General features: G+C 62.9%; 16 protein-coding genes. 5 read left to right on the plus strand and 11 right to left on the minus strand.

Annotated elements, in window-relative coordinates:
• The first annotated feature begins 34 nt into the window (after positions 1-34).
• Positions 35-1,264, plus strand: a complete 1,230-nt coding sequence (locus tag ACFXHA_RS05875) for a serine hydrolase domain-containing protein (protein WP_379353338.1) — start codon at positions 35-37, stop codon at positions 1,262-1,264.
• A 20-nt stretch (positions 1,265-1,284) separates the two neighbouring features.
• A complete protein-coding gene (locus ACFXHA_RS05880; RefSeq protein WP_379353340.1) occupies positions 1,285-2,172 on the plus strand; it encodes an alpha/beta fold hydrolase in 888 nt (295 codons plus the stop codon).
• Between the two features lie 790 nt (positions 2,173-2,962).
• Here the strand turns inward: ACFXHA_RS05880 and ACFXHA_RS05885 are convergent.
• The gene (locus ACFXHA_RS05885; RefSeq protein WP_379353342.1) at positions 2,963-3,802 is read right to left on the minus strand and encodes a sensor histidine kinase; all 840 of its coding nucleotides are present in this window, start codon (positions 3,800-3,802) and stop codon (positions 2,963-2,965) included.
• Between the two features lie 756 nt (positions 3,803-4,558).
• Between ACFXHA_RS05885 and ACFXHA_RS05890 the strand changes: the two genes are divergently transcribed.
• Positions 4,559-4,861: a three-helix bundle dimerization domain-containing protein gene (locus ACFXHA_RS05890; protein ID WP_379353344.1), complete on the plus strand. Its 303-nt coding sequence runs from the start codon at positions 4,559-4,561 to the stop codon at positions 4,859-4,861.
• A 67-nt stretch (positions 4,862-4,928) separates the two neighbouring features.
• On the opposite strand, the gene ACFXHA_RS05895 is transcribed toward ACFXHA_RS05890, so the two are convergent.
• The gene (locus ACFXHA_RS05895; protein WP_379353346.1) at positions 4,929-5,750 is read right to left on the minus strand and encodes a LysR family transcriptional regulator; all 822 of its coding nucleotides are present in this window, start codon (positions 5,748-5,750) and stop codon (positions 4,929-4,931) included.
• 79 nt (positions 5,751-5,829) lie between these two features.
• Between ACFXHA_RS05895 and ACFXHA_RS05900 the strand changes: the two genes are divergently transcribed.
• Positions 5,830-6,759 carry a DMT family transporter gene (locus ACFXHA_RS05900; protein WP_379353348.1) on the plus strand — a complete coding sequence of 310 codons (930 nt, stop codon included), beginning with the start codon at positions 5,830-5,832 and terminating at the stop codon, positions 6,757-6,759.
• Positions 6,760-6,843: 84 nt separating this feature from the next.
• On the opposite strand, the gene ACFXHA_RS05905 is transcribed toward ACFXHA_RS05900, so the two are convergent.
• The 9 genes from ACFXHA_RS05905 to nthB all read right to left on the minus strand — a co-directional run bounded on the left by ACFXHA_RS05905 (position 6,844) and on the right by nthB (position 15,842).
• Positions 6,844-8,268 carry an ABC transporter substrate-binding protein gene (locus ACFXHA_RS05905; protein WP_379353350.1) on the minus strand — a complete coding sequence of 475 codons (1,425 nt, stop codon included), beginning with the start codon at positions 8,266-8,268 and terminating at the stop codon, positions 6,844-6,846.
• Positions 8,269-8,282: 14 nt separating this feature from the next.
• Positions 8,283-8,624, minus strand: coding sequence for an ArsR/SmtB family transcription factor (locus ACFXHA_RS05910; protein ID WP_379353352.1), 342 nt, complete (start codon positions 8,622-8,624; stop codon positions 8,283-8,285).
• A 139-nt stretch (positions 8,625-8,763) separates the two neighbouring features.
• Positions 8,764-9,858 (minus strand): epoxide hydrolase family protein, encoded by a 1,095-nt coding sequence (locus ACFXHA_RS05915; RefSeq protein ID WP_379353483.1) that lies wholly within the window; start codon positions 9,856-9,858, stop codon positions 8,764-8,766.
• 28 nt (positions 9,859-9,886) lie between these two features.
• On the minus strand, positions 9,887-10,576 hold the full coding sequence (locus tag ACFXHA_RS05920; RefSeq protein WP_379353354.1) for a nitroreductase: 690 nt from the start codon (positions 10,574-10,576) through the stop codon (positions 9,887-9,889).
• Positions 10,577-10,615: 39 nt separating this feature from the next.
• Positions 10,616-12,304, minus strand: coding sequence for an AMP-binding protein (locus ACFXHA_RS05925; protein ID WP_379353356.1), 1,689 nt, complete (start codon positions 12,302-12,304; stop codon positions 10,616-10,618).
• Between the two features lie 83 nt (positions 12,305-12,387).
• Positions 12,388-13,917: an amidase gene (locus ACFXHA_RS05930; RefSeq protein WP_379353358.1), complete on the minus strand. Its 1,530-nt coding sequence runs from the start codon at positions 13,915-13,917 to the stop codon at positions 12,388-12,390.
• Positions 13,918-14,118: 201 nt separating this feature from the next.
• A complete protein-coding gene (locus ACFXHA_RS05935) occupies positions 14,119-14,532 on the minus strand; it encodes a nitrile hydratase accessory protein (protein ID WP_379353360.1) in 414 nt (137 codons plus the stop codon).
• Positions 14,529-15,140, minus strand: a complete 612-nt coding sequence (gene nthA / locus ACFXHA_RS05940; protein ID WP_379353362.1) for a nitrile hydratase subunit alpha — start codon at positions 15,138-15,140, stop codon at positions 14,529-14,531. The genes ACFXHA_RS05935 and nthA overlap by 4 nt, the downstream gene beginning before the upstream one ends.
• A gap of 9 nt (positions 15,141-15,149) precedes the next feature.
• Positions 15,150-15,842, minus strand: coding sequence for a nitrile hydratase subunit beta (gene nthB / locus ACFXHA_RS05945; protein ID WP_379353364.1), 693 nt, complete (start codon positions 15,840-15,842; stop codon positions 15,150-15,152).
• A 346-nt stretch (positions 15,843-16,188) separates the two neighbouring features.
• Here nthB and ACFXHA_RS05950 point away from each other — a divergent pair, with 346 nt between their 5' ends.
• Complete coding sequence (locus ACFXHA_RS05950) at positions 16,189-17,346, plus strand: HoxN/HupN/NixA family nickel/cobalt transporter (protein ID WP_379353366.1); 1,158 nt, start codon at positions 16,189-16,191, stop codon at positions 17,344-17,346.
• Positions 17,347-17,834 lie beyond the last annotated feature (488 nt).

A 17,834-nucleotide genomic window follows, 5' to 3' on the forward strand; every position in this document is an offset into this window, starting at 1 on the left:
GAGATGAGAGGGCAAGCAGACACGGAGTTGTGCCATGGTCCTGAAAATCAAAGCCTCACCGGACACGATCGGCGGCGACGTCGACGAGGGCTACGGGAAGGTCGCCGACGTCTTCCGCCGCAACCTGACGGGCGGTCAAGAAGTCGGCGCGGCCATCGCCGTCTACCGCGACGGCAAGAAGATCGTCGACCTATGGGGTGGCTATCAGGACGGACGGAAAAAACTTCCGTGGAAGCGCGACACGGTCGTGCCCGTCTTCTCCACCACGAAGGGCATCTCCTCGCTAACGATCGCGGTCGCTGCTTCACGCGGTCTAATCGACTATGACGCGAAGGTCGCCGACTACTGGCCGGAATTCGCCCAAGCAGGGAAGGCATCGATCACCGTCCGGCAACTGCTTTCGCACCAGGCGGGGCTGGCCGCGATAGACCTTCCACTCACCCTCGACGATGTGGCGAACCCGGATGCGATGTCGGCGAAAATCGCCGCTCAGGTCCCAGCTTGGATTCCCGGAGACAACCACGGATATCACGCGGTCACTCTCGGTTGGTACGAGACGGAGCTACTCCGCCATGCGGATCCGGCTGGACGCACCCTCGGCCAATACTTTGCCCAGGAGATCGCCAAACCGCTCGGACTCGACTTCTACATCGGCTTGCCGGACTCGGTGGACCGCAGTCGGGTGGCGCAACTGCACTGCTGGTCTCGCGCCGAGATGCTGCTGAACATGAATGCGATGCCGCCACGACTGGTGGTGGCCCTGCTCAATCCGCGCAGCCTTTCGACGCGAGCGATCGCAGCGCCGGGGGTCAAGTTCCTCGAGGAGTACAACAGCGAGGAGCTCCGGGTGATGGAGATGCCCGCTGCCAACGGCATCGGCACGGCGCGAGCGATCGCCAAGCTGTACGGCAGTGCTGCTGCGACGGGCGATACCGATCTCGGCCTCAACTCGAAGGTCGTAGACGCGTTGTCGACACCCGCAGTGGCCCCCGCAAACGGCTTGCGCGACAAGGTGCTGCACGTCGACACCATGTTCTCGCTCGGATTCATGAAGCCGTTCCCCAAGTTCGTGTTCGGCTCGTCGCAGCGAGCGTTCGGAACTCCGGGCGCGGGTGGCTCCTTCGGTTTCGCCGACCCCGACACCGGTATCGGATTCGCGTACGTGATGAACCGCATGGGCTTCAACATCTGGAACGACCCGCGGGAGCTCGCGCTCCGAGACGCGCTATTCCACGACGTGCTCGGAGTCCGTACCCAGTCCTGACAGCAGAAGGAGTTCTTCAGATGAGCGTGAACCCCGAGCCCGTGCAGCATTCGGCAGGGAAGCGACCCGTGTCCGATCTGTTACGGACCTTGGACGGCGTCGCAGCGGTCATCAGACGGCCGGATGGCACCCGACTGCACGCCGTTGAGGCCGGCGAAGGTGACGACGTCCTACTGGTCCACGGATTTGGAGTCTCGTCGGATTGCTGGTCGCTTGTGCAACCCAGACTGGTGTCAGCGGGCAGGCGGGTCATCGCGTACGACCATCGGGGCCACGGCCGATCATCTTGCGGCAGAGATGGATTCGGTTCGGAGCAACTGCGCGCCGACCTCAACGCTGTCGCGACCGCATACGATATCGCCGACGCCACGCTGGTCTGCCACTCGATGGGGAACTTCATCGCTCTGGGCCTCCTGAATGACCCGAAATTCCGCAATCGATTTCGCCGGGCAGTCCTGGTGAGCCCGATTACCGGTATGTCTCGGAAGGGTGCGCGCGCGGCACGACTGCACACGCCGCTGATCCGCTTGGGCTTTACCCAGTACCTGGCGGCCAGGCCGCGAACCGGACGCTACCTCGCGACCAGAAGTCTCGGACCGTTCGCCTCCGCGGACCTCATCGAAGCCACCCGGCAATCGCTGGCGGCGATCCCACCGACCGTCGGGCCGTGCATCACGATGGTTCGTCAAGAGTCGATCGCCCGCCGTGTCGACCAGATCGACCTGCCCATGCAGATCCTCTCCGGCTCCCGGGATCGCACGACACCGAAATGGCACGCCGAACTCATCTACATGCGCGCGCCCCGTGCTCAGATCAAGTTCATCGCGGGCGCAGGCCACATGATGACCTGGGAGGCTCCGGAAGAGATCGTCCAGGCTGTTCTGGCGGACGGGGCCAGCGACTCATAGAGCGCGGTCCTCTGGCCGGCTAGTTCGACTCTTCGGGCCTTGCTGTCCACATCGGCCTAGCCGGCATGTTCGTTCGGCCTACTCGAAACCGCCCGGCACCACCAGTCTTTTGATTCCCCTTCTTCGCACCGGCGGCCGTTCTCAGTACATTGCGGTCTTCCAGCCTCGGCCTCTAGGAGATCTTGGAGTGCGCAGCAATCCAGCATCGAAAGGTGAACGCCAACTACAGCGCTGACGAAAGCCCTTCTGCCTCAAGGGGTACCGATCCCGCATGGAGATCGCGGATGCGAAAATGGTGACCTCCATGAAAGGCGTCGGTGAGGACGTCGGGAAGCTCTTCCGAGGGCCACAACACAGCCATTCCCCCGGGAATTTTCTCGCGGTACCACTCACGTGGGCCTGCATTCGCGTCGTACCCGAAGCAGTAGGCAACCCAGATACTGCCGCACCCCATACATCTCTCGACGCTCGCCTCACCGTAGCTCCAGATCGGGCAACAGCGTTCAAATGGTTCACACGACGCGTACGACTGGAACACGTCTGCCGTACAACAACATTCGGACATCAGAGACTCCGTAGCATGCCGCAGTGCACAGGCAGCCATGCGCCCTGCTGACCCCACAATCAGCAGGGGTGACCGCAGGATGCGGACATCTGGGAATTTGCCCGAGGTCCGCTGAAGATTCCTTAGCTAGCGCTGCAATGATAACGCTGAAACGATCACTAGGCCCTTGTCATTATCCGCCGGAGATACACCGCCAGGGCGTTGCAGGCGATCGTTGGACTCCGGTCACCGCTGTACGCGCTCCGCGTCGACTGGCAGCGGTATCCACAACTCGACGCGGGTTCCCGCGCCGACGCGCGACCTGAAAGAAACCGCCCCCGACAGCAATCCAGCCCGCTCTCGCATCGAACTCAGTCCGTTCTCCCGGCGCGGCAGCGACAGATCAAACCCAACCCCATTGTCAACGACACGTGCCCAGATCTCGTACGGTGCGATATCGACATCGACTGTCACCAATGTGGCCTGCGAATGGCTGAAGACATTGCGCATCGCCTCACGGAGGATGAGGAACGTCTCGTCCATCACTTCCACAGAGACCCACGATTGCGGTCCGTTGACACGGATCTCAGCACTCGTCGTCGATCGACCTACCGAACGCACGAACGCCGTGAGCGCATCCCGCAGCGAATTGCCTCCCGCATCGGTTCGCAGACCTGTCGTGATGGCCGCCAGCTCTGTAATCGCAACGGACAGAACGCCAACTGCGGCAGCAATACCATCGGCAGCCTTCGGATCTCCAGCCCCGACGATCTCTAGTTGCCGCATGCACATACTGAGCGTGCTCCCGAGCCTGTCGTGTATCTCTCGCGCGAGATGCCGTCGATCGGCGTCACTGACAATGCGGGTCTGTTCCAGCAGGAAGGCGTCGTACCCCCGGGCCCCGGCCTCCAGCCTGGTGAAGATACCTCGACTGAGAGTGGTTGCCAGCGCGACAATCCGATCAGGCTCGCTGAAGCTGGGACCGTACTCGTCCATCATCTCGGCGAAGACCAGATCGAACAGGATCCGAGCCGCACGCACGGAGCAGTCCGGGCGGATGCCTCGCAGGCCTCGCTGCTCGGCCATCTTCACGAACCTATCGAGCGGGAACTCAACACCGCTCCCGCGCCCGGACACAAGTGAGTCCGCACATTCACCAACGATGTCGCCGACCTGCGCAGCACATTCCCGCCATATCGCGCTATCTGAGACCAGCGCGCTCCCAACGCGTTCCAACTGTTGACGATATCGATCGATCAGGTCCTGTCTTGAAATGTTTGAACATTTAGTCACGCCCTCCGGCAGATTCGGCGTCATTCATCAGCCCCGGCCGCGCTTGCCAGCAGCAGCTTTACCCAAGCACCCGCCATCCTGGCGAAGAATCCAGCACCGACTCAATGCTTCTATCATGATCAACATCGCTGACTTCCCTCGGTTCCACACGATCCTTCACGCCGGTCCTAGGGCCGTCCGGGGCCGACCTGCGCCGCACGAAGGATCGCCTGGTTATCGACCAATCCGATACCCAGCAGAGGGCTACCGGGCAGTACGAGCTCCAAGCTCAGTCTCGGACGATCGATCCCTCGTACGCTCAGCGTTTACCCCACTATCGCAGTTCCATCAGTCACAACGAAGCCGGTTGAAACAGCTACACCGCTCGTCACGCTTTGCCTCCAGTCGCACCGGACTAAGGCCGTAAGGTGGATTGCTCGATCTTTCCTCGAATCCATCAACCGTCGCAAGCTCTCCAGCATTGCCGCAGCCTTATTCAAGGTCAACATCATCGCCCGAAGAAACGACTAGGGCATTGACTTCAACGGATGTTGCTGACAAAGATTCGATATGGAAACCGATGAGGATCAACAGATTGAAGCCGTTACCGCACGCTTGACTGAACACAATCCAGGGATATCACCTGAAATCGTAGCGACCACTGTGGACGAGGTCCGTCATCGCTTCGACGGCTGCCTGGTGCGCGTCTTCGTTCCGCTGCTCGTCGAACGCCTAGCCGATGACAAGCTCGCGAACTACACCCGATCGCATTCGAATCACACCAAGGGAAGCGCGCTCGCTTCTACCAACCGGGGCCCGGACCCGTCTGCATCGATTCGGGCGCAGGTTCCAGAACTGGCTCCTGAGCGATAGAAGACAGGTGACCTGACAGTGCCTAACACGGGCAGGCGTACGCAACCTGAGGGTGCCGCTATTCGGGTCAGCCGCTGAACAGTTGCTCACGAACGGCCGCGATCACCGCCAACTTTGTTCTGGAGTCGACCCGACCACTGGCGGCTGCGTACAGCGTCGCATTGGGGATTGCCGGTAGGCCGACAAGGGTTTTGAGGCCGTCGGGTGGTGATCCGAACACGGGTAGTGGCGTTATCCCGATCCCGTTTCGAGCCGCGGTGAGCACCGTGGTCAGATCCGAGCACTCCTTGACGATCCGGTGGTCTAGCCGACCGAGAACAGCCAGAGCTTGATGGCGGACCGCACACGGATTACTGAAGAGCACCAGGCGATCTCGTGGGGCATTCTCGGCACCGAACCACCGTACCGGTAACGTCCCCAACTGCAGGCTGCCGCGCGCGGGGCTGGTGAGCATCAACGCGATATCAGCGCGCTCGTCGTGAACGAGGTCACGCACTCGCGCACTGCGGGTAAGCCGTAGGCGGATCCGGTGGTCGGGAAGTAGCGTCGTGAGCGCCGAAATGACTGCGGGAACGACGAATTCGGCGGCATGTTCAGTGGCCGCAACCACAACTTCGTTATCTTGGGGCGGGGCCAAGGCGCGCACGGCTTCATCGTGAAACTGCAGGATGGCCCGCGCCCGCACAGCGAGCTCCTCACCATCGCTCGTCAGGCCGATTCCGCGCCCTTGCGCGGTGACCAGCCGGCATCCCAATTCCTTCTCGAGCTTGCGGATGTGGCCGCTGACCGCGGACTGGGACAGGTGCAATGCCTGAGCGGCGCGTCTGACACCTGAGAAGGCGACTACGGCGGTGAAGCTGCGAAGTGGTGCGATATCGAGCGTGGTCACAGACCCAGTCTGCCTCGTGATCGATCACGATTCACGATCGGTCTTGGTGCGGAGCGAACCCACGAGTGATCGTCTGGGTATGACAGATCGCGCTCTCTCCCCGAAAATGGCCATTCCGACCGTCGTGCTTTATGCCGCCGGCTATCCGATCGGCGCGATGACGGTAGCGGTGATGTCACCGTTTCTGGTTATCGTTCTCCGCTTCGCGGCCTCAGCGTTGTTGCTGTGGGTGATCGTCGCCGCACGACGTACACCGCTTCCCGATTTCCGGTCGACAGGGCACGCTATGGCGGCCGGTCTGCTGACCCAAGGGGTCCAGTTCATCGCGCTGTACTGGGGGCTGGCGCACGGCGTGCCGTCTGGTATCGCATCGCTAGTGATCGCACTCAATCCAGTGACTACCGCGGCACTTATGGCCTTGGCGCTCGGACACAGAGAGTCGAAGCAGGGGATCATCGCGCTTGTGTTCGCGACCGGCGCTGTCGTATTGGCCTGCGCCCCAAAAATTGCCGCCGATCACCGGATCGGCCTGGGCATCGCGACGGTGGTCATCGCGATGCTCGGCCTGTCTATGGGGGGCGTGTACCAAGGGCGGTACTGCCGCCAGCTGGATCCGTGGCTGGTCACCGCACTCGGTTTGACGGCCTCCATTCCTATGGCTGCGCTACTGGCTGTCTTCACACCCACGAATTGCACCGACTGGCCCCGGGCAGTCGCGCTGCTCGCCTTCATGGTGGTGCTCAGTTCGATCGGCGCAACGACTTTGTATTCGGCCTGCATCAAACGGTCCGGCCCTCGCGCCGCATCGATCTTGTTCGCTTTGATCCCTGCCGTCGCCAGCCTGATGGCCTGGGTAGCTCTCGGGGAGACATTGTCCGCGTTGTCGGTCGGCGGGTTGGCGCTCGGCGCTGCGGCCTGTGTCATGCAGGCCAAGGCGGCCAGACAGCGTGGGCAGAACGTACCGCCAGTCGAGGTGGAATCGGTTGGAGAAACTCAGCCAGTCGCATGATCACAGCAGAGAACCAGCGCCCCTCGTGTTGAATTCCATTGGACAAGGACGATTTTCGATCGACCCGCCAACCGCAGAACCAGATCAGAGGTTGGCCAGCTTCAGTGCGGTGCCGGTAGCCTCGGTCAGGTAGAGGGTCTGCCGGGCTCGGCCGCTGCCGTCCAGAGTTACCTCACCTCGTGGCCCCGCGAACCGACCGCGGCGGATTTCGTCGGCTACCGAATTCGGGTCGTCCGCCCCGAGTCGACGGACTGCCTGCCACCAGATGGTGACAGCCTCGAAAACCGATTCGCTCAATGTCGACAATGGTGGCGCCCACGGACCGAACGCCGACCGGTAGCGATTGACCAATGTCGTGTTGCCGTCGGTCGGCAGCTGTTCGAAATAGCCTGAGATCGTGTACAGCCCGGACGACGCCGCCCGTCCGACATGCTGAAGTGTCGATTCGTCCATCGCGGGAGCCAGGGTGAGAGCGTGGTTTCTGACTCCCATTGCGTGACACTGACGTTCGAAGGCCGCTGCGTCAGCTCCGACGTGTGTCGAGAGGACGACGTCCGCGCCCGAAGCCAGGATCGCCTCGATCGTCGGGGTGAAGTCCCGCGTGCCCAGCGTCGCGTACCGCTCCCCGACGATCTCTGCACCAAATTGCGGCAGAACCTGCCTGGCCACCACGTGGGTACTGCGCGGCCAGATGTAGTCGTTGCCCGCCAAGAACCACCGTCGCCCGCCCGCCATCTGCATCAAAGGCTTTGCCGCGGCGGATAACTGGTCGTCGTTACGTTCGCCGAGTTGCACGCGGAGACGCCCCTTGGCACCGCCTTCGTTCATCAAGGTCTGCACCAGTAGAACGTCACAGCCGGCTAGTGCTTCCGAAACCGCGACGAAGGTAGCCGAAGTGGTCGCAACCAGGATGGTCTTGCAACCAGCGCGCACCAACCGCCACGCCTCAGCGACACCGACCGAGGTGTTCGTGGCGTCATCTCCGATCAGCAGTTCCACCGGCCGCCCGCGAAGCCCGCCCTCAGCATTGATCTCCTCCACGGCAAGTACGGCCAGGTGGTCCGACGCTGCGGCGAACAGGCTCCCAGGACCCGATTTCGAGGTGAGCAACCCGAGCCGTGGATTGGGCGATGACAGGGATCCCACCGGATGGCCGCGGCGCCGCATCAGCCATTGCAGCCCCGGCTCATCGAGCTCAGCGAACAGCCGGACCCGTGTTCCACCCTGGTCGGGCTCGAATCGCAATCGGATTCGCCCTCGCCAGGGTTGCTCGTGCACGATCTCGATGTATGAAGGCGGCCGCACCGCAGCGATCCTGCCGATAATCTCGACGGTTTCGGCGACGGGCCCTGCGAACGGTGCCTGCAACCGTACTGCTGCGCCAACGGCGACATGGTCGCATGTGGCGTCGAAAACCCAACCCGCCCCGACTCCAGCGCCGAAGAGGCTGAAAACCACCATCGGCGGTGCGGCCATGCGCTCCTCGGAGTGCAGCGCGATTGCGACCATCGGACCATCCAGGATTATGCAGATTGCGCGGAGGGACTCCCATCGTGCGTCTGCAACTCCGCAGCACGCCCGGCGTCGGCGAGCGCACCCTGGAACAATGAGTGTAGTACTTCGAGGACCTCGCGCGCGGAGCCTGTTGGATCCACGGAATAGTATCGGAAGCGGCCGTCTTTTCGCTCGGTAACCAGCCCTGAAGCACGCAGCACCCGCAAATGGCTGGACACCCCGGTGCGGCCGATGATGCCGACACTTTCGACCAACTCCCCGACACTGCATTCGTCCCGGTCGGCCAGAATGCCGAGAATCTGACGGCGCACCGGGTCCGCGAGTGCGTCGAACGCCAACTCCGCGCCCACCGTCTTGTCCTCTCCATTAGTCAGCGATGATTGACATATCCCACCATAGCCCATGCTGACCGGCTCTAGACAGTCCTAACGGTGACCGACAAGCCACTGGACACGTTCCGTACACCGAACTGTTGGTGTCAACCGGCACTCAGGACAGCGTGCTGAAGAACTTCAAGACGTCGGCGACGAACAGTCCTGGTTGTTCCATCGCCGCAAAGTGCCCACCGCGATCGAGTTCGGACCAATGGACGATGGCCAACTCCTGCTCGGCAAGGGTTCTCACCGGCAGCATCAGATCGTGCGGAAAGACCGCTACCCCCACCGGCACCGGCGACGAGTTGTCGTGACGCCGCAGACCGGGCGATTCGAAGTACAGACGCGCCGCGGAGGCCGTCGTCCCGGTCAGCCAATAGATCATGACGTTGGTCAGCATCTGGTCGCGGTCGACCGCTTCCTCCGGCAGGTCCGTGCAGTCAGTCCAGTCTTTGAATCGCTCCACGATCCATGCCAGCTGCCCGACCGGGGAATCGGCCAGGGCATAGGAGAGTGTCTGCGGGCGCGTGGACTGGATCTTGAAATAGCCGCTGAGTTCTTTGCGATAGCGGCGGTATCGGTCCAGCCTGGTGCGGTCCTGTGTCGAGAGTCCGGCGAAGTCTCGCGGCGCAGGAGTCTGCAGCATGTTCAGATGTGCGCCGACCACATGGCGGGAATCGATGTGGATCAGCTCCCTGGTGATCATCGAGCCCCAGTCACCTCCCTGTGCGCCGTAGCGGCGGTATCCCAGGCGCGCCGCGAGCACCGCCCAGGCGCGGGCGATACGGGACACATCCCAGCCGGGTTCGGTTGTGGGCCCGGAGAAGCCGTACCCGGGCAACGACGGGACGATCAGATCGTGCTCGAGGGACAAGGGTTCGAGCACATCGAGGAACTCAACGAAAGAACCCGGCCACCCGTGGGTCATCAAGATCGGCAGCGCGCCCGGCTTCGGCGACCTGATGTGCACGAAATGTATTGGCTGCCCATCGATTACGGTCGCGAACTGCGGAAGCAGGTTGAGCCGGGACTCGTGGGCGCGCCAGTCGTAGTCGTGGCGCCAGTACCTCACCAACTCCCGCATGTAGCCCAGCGGAACACCCTGGCTCCACCCGACCTCGGGTAGTTCGTCAGGCCACCGCACATGGTCGAGCCGAGCGTGCAGATCGTCGAGTTGGGATTGCGGTATGGCTATCCGAAACGGTCGCACCCGCTCGTCGGTCGACACGGTGCCGAAATCAGAGGTCAACCGAATCGCCCCATCCGAGAAACATCGCCACCTCGGACAGCGGGGTCCGTTCGGTGCGCAGCGTGTTCACCGGATGCGCCGTATCCTCGTATCCAATTGCCATGCCGCAGAACAGCATAAGTTCCTCCGGCCGTGCGACCACTTCATCAACCGCACTGTAATGCAACGACCAAGATTCCTGCGGACAGCTGGCCAGGCCTTCGGCGTGCAGAAGAAGCATCACCGTCTGGAGGTACATTCCGAGATCCGACCACTGTGCCGAACCCATCTGGCGGTGGACGTAACAGAACAACCCGACAGGCGCGCCGAACAGCTCGAAGTTCATGCCGAACTGCCGACGGCGGGCGCTCTTGTCCTCTCGCGGGATACCAAGTGCGGCATACAGTTGTTCCCCATTGCGGAAACGGCGATCGCGGTAGGGCGAGGTCAGCCCGACCGGGTACATCGGATACTCCGGTTCGTCCTGAACCTCGCCGTTCGAGATACGTTCCGCCACTGTCTTCTTCAGTCGATCCAACGGTTCGCCGGTGAGAGCGAAAAGGTGCCACGGCTGCAGATTCCCACCGGACGGGGACCGGCAGGCCGCATCGAGGATCCGCTGCAGCTGCCGACGATCGACGGGGCGATCCAAGAATCTCCGGACCGACCGACGATTCGTTACGGCGTCGTAGACCTCCACCACGCACTCCCCTTTCTCTGCGATATCGCTTGGCCTCGACTACGTTCCCGGTATCGGCTGGATTCGTTCCAGTTCGGCGCGGCGGCGCTCGCGCAGCACTGCCCGTTGGATCTTGCCGCTCGGGGTCTTGGGTAGCTCGCTCATGAAGTGCACCGTCCGCGGATACGCGTGGGCCGCGTATTCCGTCTTGACCCACTGCTTCAGCTCGGCTGCCAGTTCAGGGGTTTCAGTCCATCCCTCCTGCAGAACGACGCAGGCCTCCACGACCTCGCCACGCAGTTGATCGGGTGCGGCGATGACCGCGACCTCGGCGACCGCGGAGTGGGTCGCAAGCACGGACTCGACATCGAAGGGTCCGATTCGGTACCCGGCCATGATGATCACATCGTCGTCTCTGGCCAGGAAGTGCACGTATCCGTCGTCATCGACGCGGCCAACATCACCGGTCAGATACCAACGGCCGCCGCCGGCGAATTTGGCCGCTGTCTTCTCTTCTTCGCGCAGATATCCAGAAAACCAGGCCAATGGACTCGCCGGGAGATCGAAGGCGATTCTGCCGACCGTGCCGAGCGGGGCCGGCTCGTCAGCGTCGTCACGGAGAACCACCATGGTCCAGCCTGGCATCGGATGGCCCATCGAGCCCGCCCGGACCGATCGTCGCAGCTGCGGATGGTGATGGTTGTTGATCACCATCCCAGCTTCGGTTTGCCCATAGTGGTCGTGCACTTCAACCCCGAGAGCGTGGCGGGCCCATTCGTTGATCTCCGGTGTCAGCGGCTCCCCCGCGGCGGACGCGCATCGAAGTCGACGTCCCACACCCGCACTCGCATCGTCAGCGCGCAGGGAGCGGTACACGGTCGGCGCTGCCGCGAAGTTGGTAACACCGAGCTGATCGAGCACGGCTATGGTTCGCTGAGCCGAAAAGCCGCCCGTCAGTAGAACACTGGGGACGCCGAGTGCCAGCGACCCGATTACGCCGAAATACAGTCCGTAGGCCCACCCTGGATCGGCCGCGTTCCAGAAGACATCGTCGCGGCGCAGGTCGAGCCCGAACTCCATGTATGCATGGAAGCTGGCGAGCGCGAGAATCGGAACGACAACACCCTTCGGACGGCCTGTCGTGCCCGACGTGTAGATCTGGATGAACGGTGCGTCGCCACCGAGCGCAGCGGCCGCGAAACCGGGCTCATGCCGCTGCAGCAGCTCGGCGAACGCGAGGTCCTCGAGCTTCTCGGGATCACCGACCACGACGATGCGACGATCCGGGTCCTCGGGAAAACCGGAGTGCGGAGCGAGTTTCGAGCGCTGGCCGCGGTCGCACACCACGACCTTTGCTGCGCTTTCTTGTAGCCGCATGCCGATCGCTGGTGGCGCGAACGCCGTGAAGAGTGGGACATGGACGGCACCGACACGCCATATCCCCAGCAACGTGACCAACAATTCGGCGCTCTTACCGAGCAATGTGGCCACCCGGTCGCCGGGACCGACACCCAGAGCCGACAGTGCCGCGGCGAACCGCTCCGAGGCCTGTCGAAGGTCTCCGTACGTCAGAACCTGCTGCCGCATATGCTCGTCGACGATCGTGTACGCGGTGGCCTGCGCCGGGTGCCGGTCGCATAGCAAGTCGGCGACTCCGGCATCCTTGCCGCCGTACAGGTTCCGCAATTCCTGCACACGCGGGTCAAGGTTGCCGGCATCCGCCCGACCTCGAACAGTATTCCCATTCACCTTGGAACTCCTCGTTGAACTCTTCGGTAAAACCGGTCACCTCGGCATACGCCGTTGTATGCCTCGGCGACCCGGATCGGGACCTAAGCAGCGGGCGGAGTGGGGAAACCGCCGACGGCCTGTTCGAAGGCCCGTGCCACCCGCAATACGGTGGCGTCTTGGAAGGAGCGGCCGACGATCATCATGCCGACGGGCAGTCCCTCCGCCAGCCCGGCGGGTACGGTGCACGCCGGGTGTCCGGTGATGTCGAACGGCGCGGTGTTGCCCAGCATCTCCAGTGCATCCGACAGCACGGCCGCGGTGCTGGCCGTGGAGTCAGCGATCAGCTTCGGTCGCATCGGCAGCGTCGGCATCACCAGCACGTCGACTTCGGCGAATGCCGCGTCGTAGGCGGCGGTGAGTTTGGGCGCGAGGTTGCGCGCCATCGCGTAGTAACGCCCGTGTGTGGTGGACAGGGCGTACTTCCCGGCAAGGAGCGCGTTTCGAACGGTCGGTGCGAACTTCGAACCGTCCGCGTGCCACAGGTCACCGTAGTAGGCCATCACCTCGGGGTCGTAAAGCCCTTTCCAGTTGAAGCCGTACCCGTACGTGTCGATCATTTGCGAAGTCGCGCCCTCGACGGCGATGATATTCCACATCGGCATGCCCGCCAGATGCCACGGCACCGAGACCTCGCTGATCTTCAGGCCGGCGCCATCGAGCAGACCGATCGCGTCACGCACCGTATCGTCGACGATCAGCTCGGATTCGGGTCGTCCGAAGCCCTCGCGGAGGATGCCGACACGCAGACCGTCAGCACCGAGCTCCAGCGCCCCGACATAGTCCTCGGGCGTCAGGTCGTTCGGCTGGCGGGGATCGAATCCGTCACGCCCGGAGATCGCCTGGAGCATCAGTGCGACATCAGCGACGGTGCGGCCCATCGGACCGAGGTGATCGAGGGTCGCCTCGATCGGGAATCCTCCGGTATACGGCACCAGGCCCCATGTCGGCTTGTGGCCGACAATGCCACAGCTGGACGACGGGATCCGGATCGATCCGCCTTGATCGCCGCCGAGCGCCAGGTCGACGGCCCCGGACGCGACGAGTGCGGCACTGCCGCTGGAGGATCCGCCGGCGCTGCGGGTCAAGTCCCACGGGTTGGACACCGGTCCAGTCGAAGCGGTGATGGACGCGCCGGAGAAGCACAGGTCTTCGCAGACCGCCTTGCCCGCTATGGTGGCGCCGGCATCGAGCAGACGTCGGACCACGGTGGCGTCACTAGCGGGTACGTAACCTTCGAGCAATGCGGAACCGTTGGTCATCGGCACACCCGCCACCGCGGTGTTGTCCTTGATCGCCACCGTGCGACCGGTCAACGGCCCATCCGGCTGCTCTGTGATCTCGGTGTGCACGTACCAGGCGTTGAGCGGATTCTCCCCAACCGCGGGGAACGACCAATCCCGCTGGGGCGGGACCGGTTTCTCGGCGGCGTAAACCTTTTCGATGTCCCGCCAGGACGCGAGCAGACCTGTCACGAATGGGACGTACTCATCGATCTCCTCGGCCGACATGCCGAAGCCGTAATCAGCGGAAACGGCCGACAGGGCCGCATGGTCGGGAGTTGGGAGGGACACGGCGAACTCCTCAAGTTCTGCCGATTCCGGTGCGTCGGGTTGATCGCGCGTCTCGGAATCGGGATTTTGAATCAATCGTAGGCTGTCTCGTCTATATGTCAACACATAGCGACATATCTATTTATCAGGGTCCGGTCCACCCCTGTTGATCGTGAGCGCGGACCGGACCCGGACCGGCGAAGCGTCCGAATGAACGACCCGTCAGCGAGTCAAGGCTGGCGAGATCGCCACCGGATCTCGGTGTGCCTCATGATGATTGGCATTACGCGGGGTCGCGAGAACGACCTTCGTCTGCCGGTCGAGCTGTTCGTCCGACAGCATCCCCTTGGCGGCGAGCACCGTCTCCAAGGCGTCGAGCCAATGTGCGTAGTAGCTCCATGGATCATCGCCTTCGCCGCGTTCCCACCGCTGGATCGATTCGATCAGCGAGAGCTGGAACTCGCTCCATTGATAGTGCCCGCCGTGGTAGGCGGCCACCGCCATGGCGAAGGCACGCAGCTCCCAAGGCTGATCGAAAGGGTGATCATCGGTGCCGGGCATATTGCAGACCAGTTCCTCGATGCGCCGACGGGCGTCACCGAGTTCAGTGGCGTCCGGCCGCGGCCCGGCGCTCATGACACCGGGGCGGCGGCAGGGCCGACGCCGATCATCGAATCCCTGGTCACCAACGCCTCGAGTTCTTCGACGCTGAGCCCCTCGGTGCCAACGGGACGCTGTGGCAGCACCCAGTACCGCAGTTCGGAACTGGAGTCCCAGACCCGGATTTCGATCGAGTCCGGGACCGGGAACCCGAAGTCCTCGGCCAGCATCTTGCGAGGCTCACGCACGATCCTCGAACGGAACGGCGGCGCCTTGTACCAGTTGGGCGGCAGGCCGAGAACCGGCCACGGGTAGCAGGAACACAGCGTGCAGACGAGCACGTTGTGGACGGTGTCGGTGTTCTCGACGACGATCATGTCCTCACCCTGCAGACCGCCGATGCCCAGTTCAGCGCAGGCGGTGGTGGCGTTGTCGAGCAGGCGGGCCTTGAATTCCGGGTCGGTCCACGCTCGCGCGACCACTTTCGCACCGAGCTGGGGTCCAACTTCGTTCTCGTAGACCTCCGCGAGCCGGTCCACGGCCGCGGTGGTCAGCACACCCCGTTCGATCAGTAGCGCCTCGAGCGCCTTGACCCGGGCGGTGATCTCCTCCTGCGTACGCAGGACGGTGTCGGTGGATGCCATTGTCACTCCTCAGTTTTCGGTCTTGGTGTGGTTGATGTATGGCTCCCAGACGTCGTAGTAGACGACGCCGTTCGGGTCGCCGACCTCGTCGCCCCACAGCTCTCGCGCGTCGAATTTCACGGTGTAGACGTGCTCCGGCGCGTCCCCACCACCGTTGCCCGCACTGTCGGGGTAGATGTAGCTGCCGCGCAGTCCGGTGATCACGCCGGTCCGACCGCGGACGTAACGCGCTCGGCGGGTGTGGCCGGTGGGGCTGTCATCGGTGACAGTGACGACGTCGCCGATCTTGAACTGCGCCGCCTTGTCGGTCTCACGGGCGGCGTGCGCACCATGTTTCACGGCCGCATCGACGAACTCCAACAGGGCCGGGTCGTCGCGCTCCGGAAGCGGCGCATCGGGATTATCCAGGTAAAACTTGGTCCGTTCATCCAGTTCCGCCGCGCTGAACACGCCCTTCAGCTCGGCGTGGTACTCAGCCGTGTGCACCCAGTGCTCGTAGTAATTGGACAGCAAGTACTCGGCCGGATCCATCTTCTCGATCCCGTGCCGGAATCCGTCGAGATTGAAGATGCCCGCCCGAAAACAGCTGGCGAACAAGGCAAAAGCCGCCTTCTCCCACTCGGCACGGAAGATCGGCTCCTTCTCCTCGACGAGGACGGGCCCGAGCCCGTCCGTCCCGCCGAGGTCGAAAACTCCATTCATGGGAACTCCCAGTGATCATGGCGACCGGAGATGGAACGTCCGCGATTCGCCTATTCGTGAATGCGCCAATGGGTGAGTTCAACGCTCGAGACTCACCATCCCGGCAACCTCAAGGTAGGCACACAGCAACAACATGTCAATAAGTGCTGACCTATTTACTGATACGAAACAGGCCCGTAACCAGCACAGACGCTCCGGCAGGCACTCTCAACCGGGCGATGTTCGCGTCAAGGGCAATCAACCCGAGCCTCAACATGTCAATGAGTCGAGACTTATTGACTGGATGCAGATTCGCTCCTACCGTAGACCGCCAACCAGTCCCGCAACAGCCGAAGGGAGTCCCAAGATGAGCATCGTCAGCGGAGGAGGTCGCGCGGGTCGCAGAGACTGGTCCGTTCGCAGCCAGACCGCCGGCTTGGTCGCCGTGGTTGGCAGCCTCCACCTCGCAGCGTGGGGTCTGTTGATATTCGCCGTGTTGCCACACCACTACGTCGTTGGTACCCAGATATTCGGCGTCGGGCTAGGCCTGACCGCCTACACGCTGGGCCTGCGGCATGCCTTCGACGCGGACCATATCGCCGCGATCGACAACACCACACGTAAGCTCATGACCGACGGCAAAAGACCTGTCTCCGTTGGACTCTGGTTTGCGCTCGGCCACTCAACGGTGGTCGCGGTGCTCGCAGCCCTTCTCTCACTCGGAGTGCACGTCACCAATACCCTGCTCGACGACAATTCCTCCACCAGAGCAACTTTGGGCACGATCGGCACGCTGCTCGCCGGAACCTTTCTGTATGCCATCGCAATCCTGAATCTCGTTGCACTCAGGAGCATCACCAAAACCTGGCGTCAGCTGCGCCGGGGCCAGTTCGACGCCGTCGAACTGGACAAGATCCTCGCCAGCCGCGGCTTCGTCAACCGATTGCTGAGCGGACTGACCCGCTCGATCAGCCGCCCTGGTCAAATGTTCGCCGTCGGCTTGCTTTTCGGCATTGGATTCGACACCGCGACAGAGGTCGCGCTACTCGTGCTCGCCGGCAACGGTGCAGCGGGCGGGCTGCCCTGGTACGCCATCCTTGTCGTTCCGCTACTCTTCGCGGCCGGCATGGCTCTGCTGGATACCCTCGACGGCGCATTCATGGCAGTGGCCTACCGCTGGGCCTTCGCCAACCCCGCACGAAAGATCTTCTACAACGCGACCATCACCGGTCTCTCGGTCGCTGTAGCGCTGCTGATCGGCACCATCGAACTCGTCGGAGTGCTCCACGACGACCTCGAATTGGGCGACCCGATCACAACTGCCATCTCAGGCCTGAACCTCAACAACGTCGGATTCGCCATCGTGGGGCTATTTGTAGTGATCTGGGCGGTCGCAATCGGCTATTGGCGGCTGACCGATGCCGAGGGCCGCATCGATACGCGCCTCGGCGCAAGCGAGAGCGCCGACGTCACCAACCAAGCCGCAGCCTCACCATTTCCCGGGCATCCGGCCGTCAAGATCTGAAGTAATTCATCCCCTGCGTTAGCGGACAAGTTGCTGAGCTCGAAAACATGTCGGCGCGTCGCGAATCGACACGCCGACGAAGTCCCCGACTGCCGCAGCACGCAGCAAATCTGGACCAGGGGGTCGCTCCGCAGGCGTCCCGTAACGCAGAAGCCCCCCGATGATCTCGCAGCCGAGTCTCCGGTGCCGTGAACACCCGGGAACTCGGCTCCATGATTCAGTGTCAATTTTCGCTCGAGGTTCCGGGAAAGCCCAGGGAGACCGGGGACGTTCCGGAAACTCGCTGAGCATCCGAATCCACGGGGCCGCAAGGTATTACAGCCCGTGACGCGCTTCATCGGAAGATCATTTGATACCTCATGATTCCACCTCACTCCGAGACCGTCGATAAATCCGCATCCAGACAGCAAATCCGGCGCCAACTTATCGACCATCCGGCCCCAACCCACCCTTGACACGCCGTCGACGGCGCAGAAGCCCATTATGGC

Source organism: Nocardia sp. NPDC059240, from assembly GCF_042753865.1.
Classification (GTDB): domain Bacteria; phylum Actinomycetota; class Actinomycetes; order Mycobacteriales; family Mycobacteriaceae; genus Nocardia.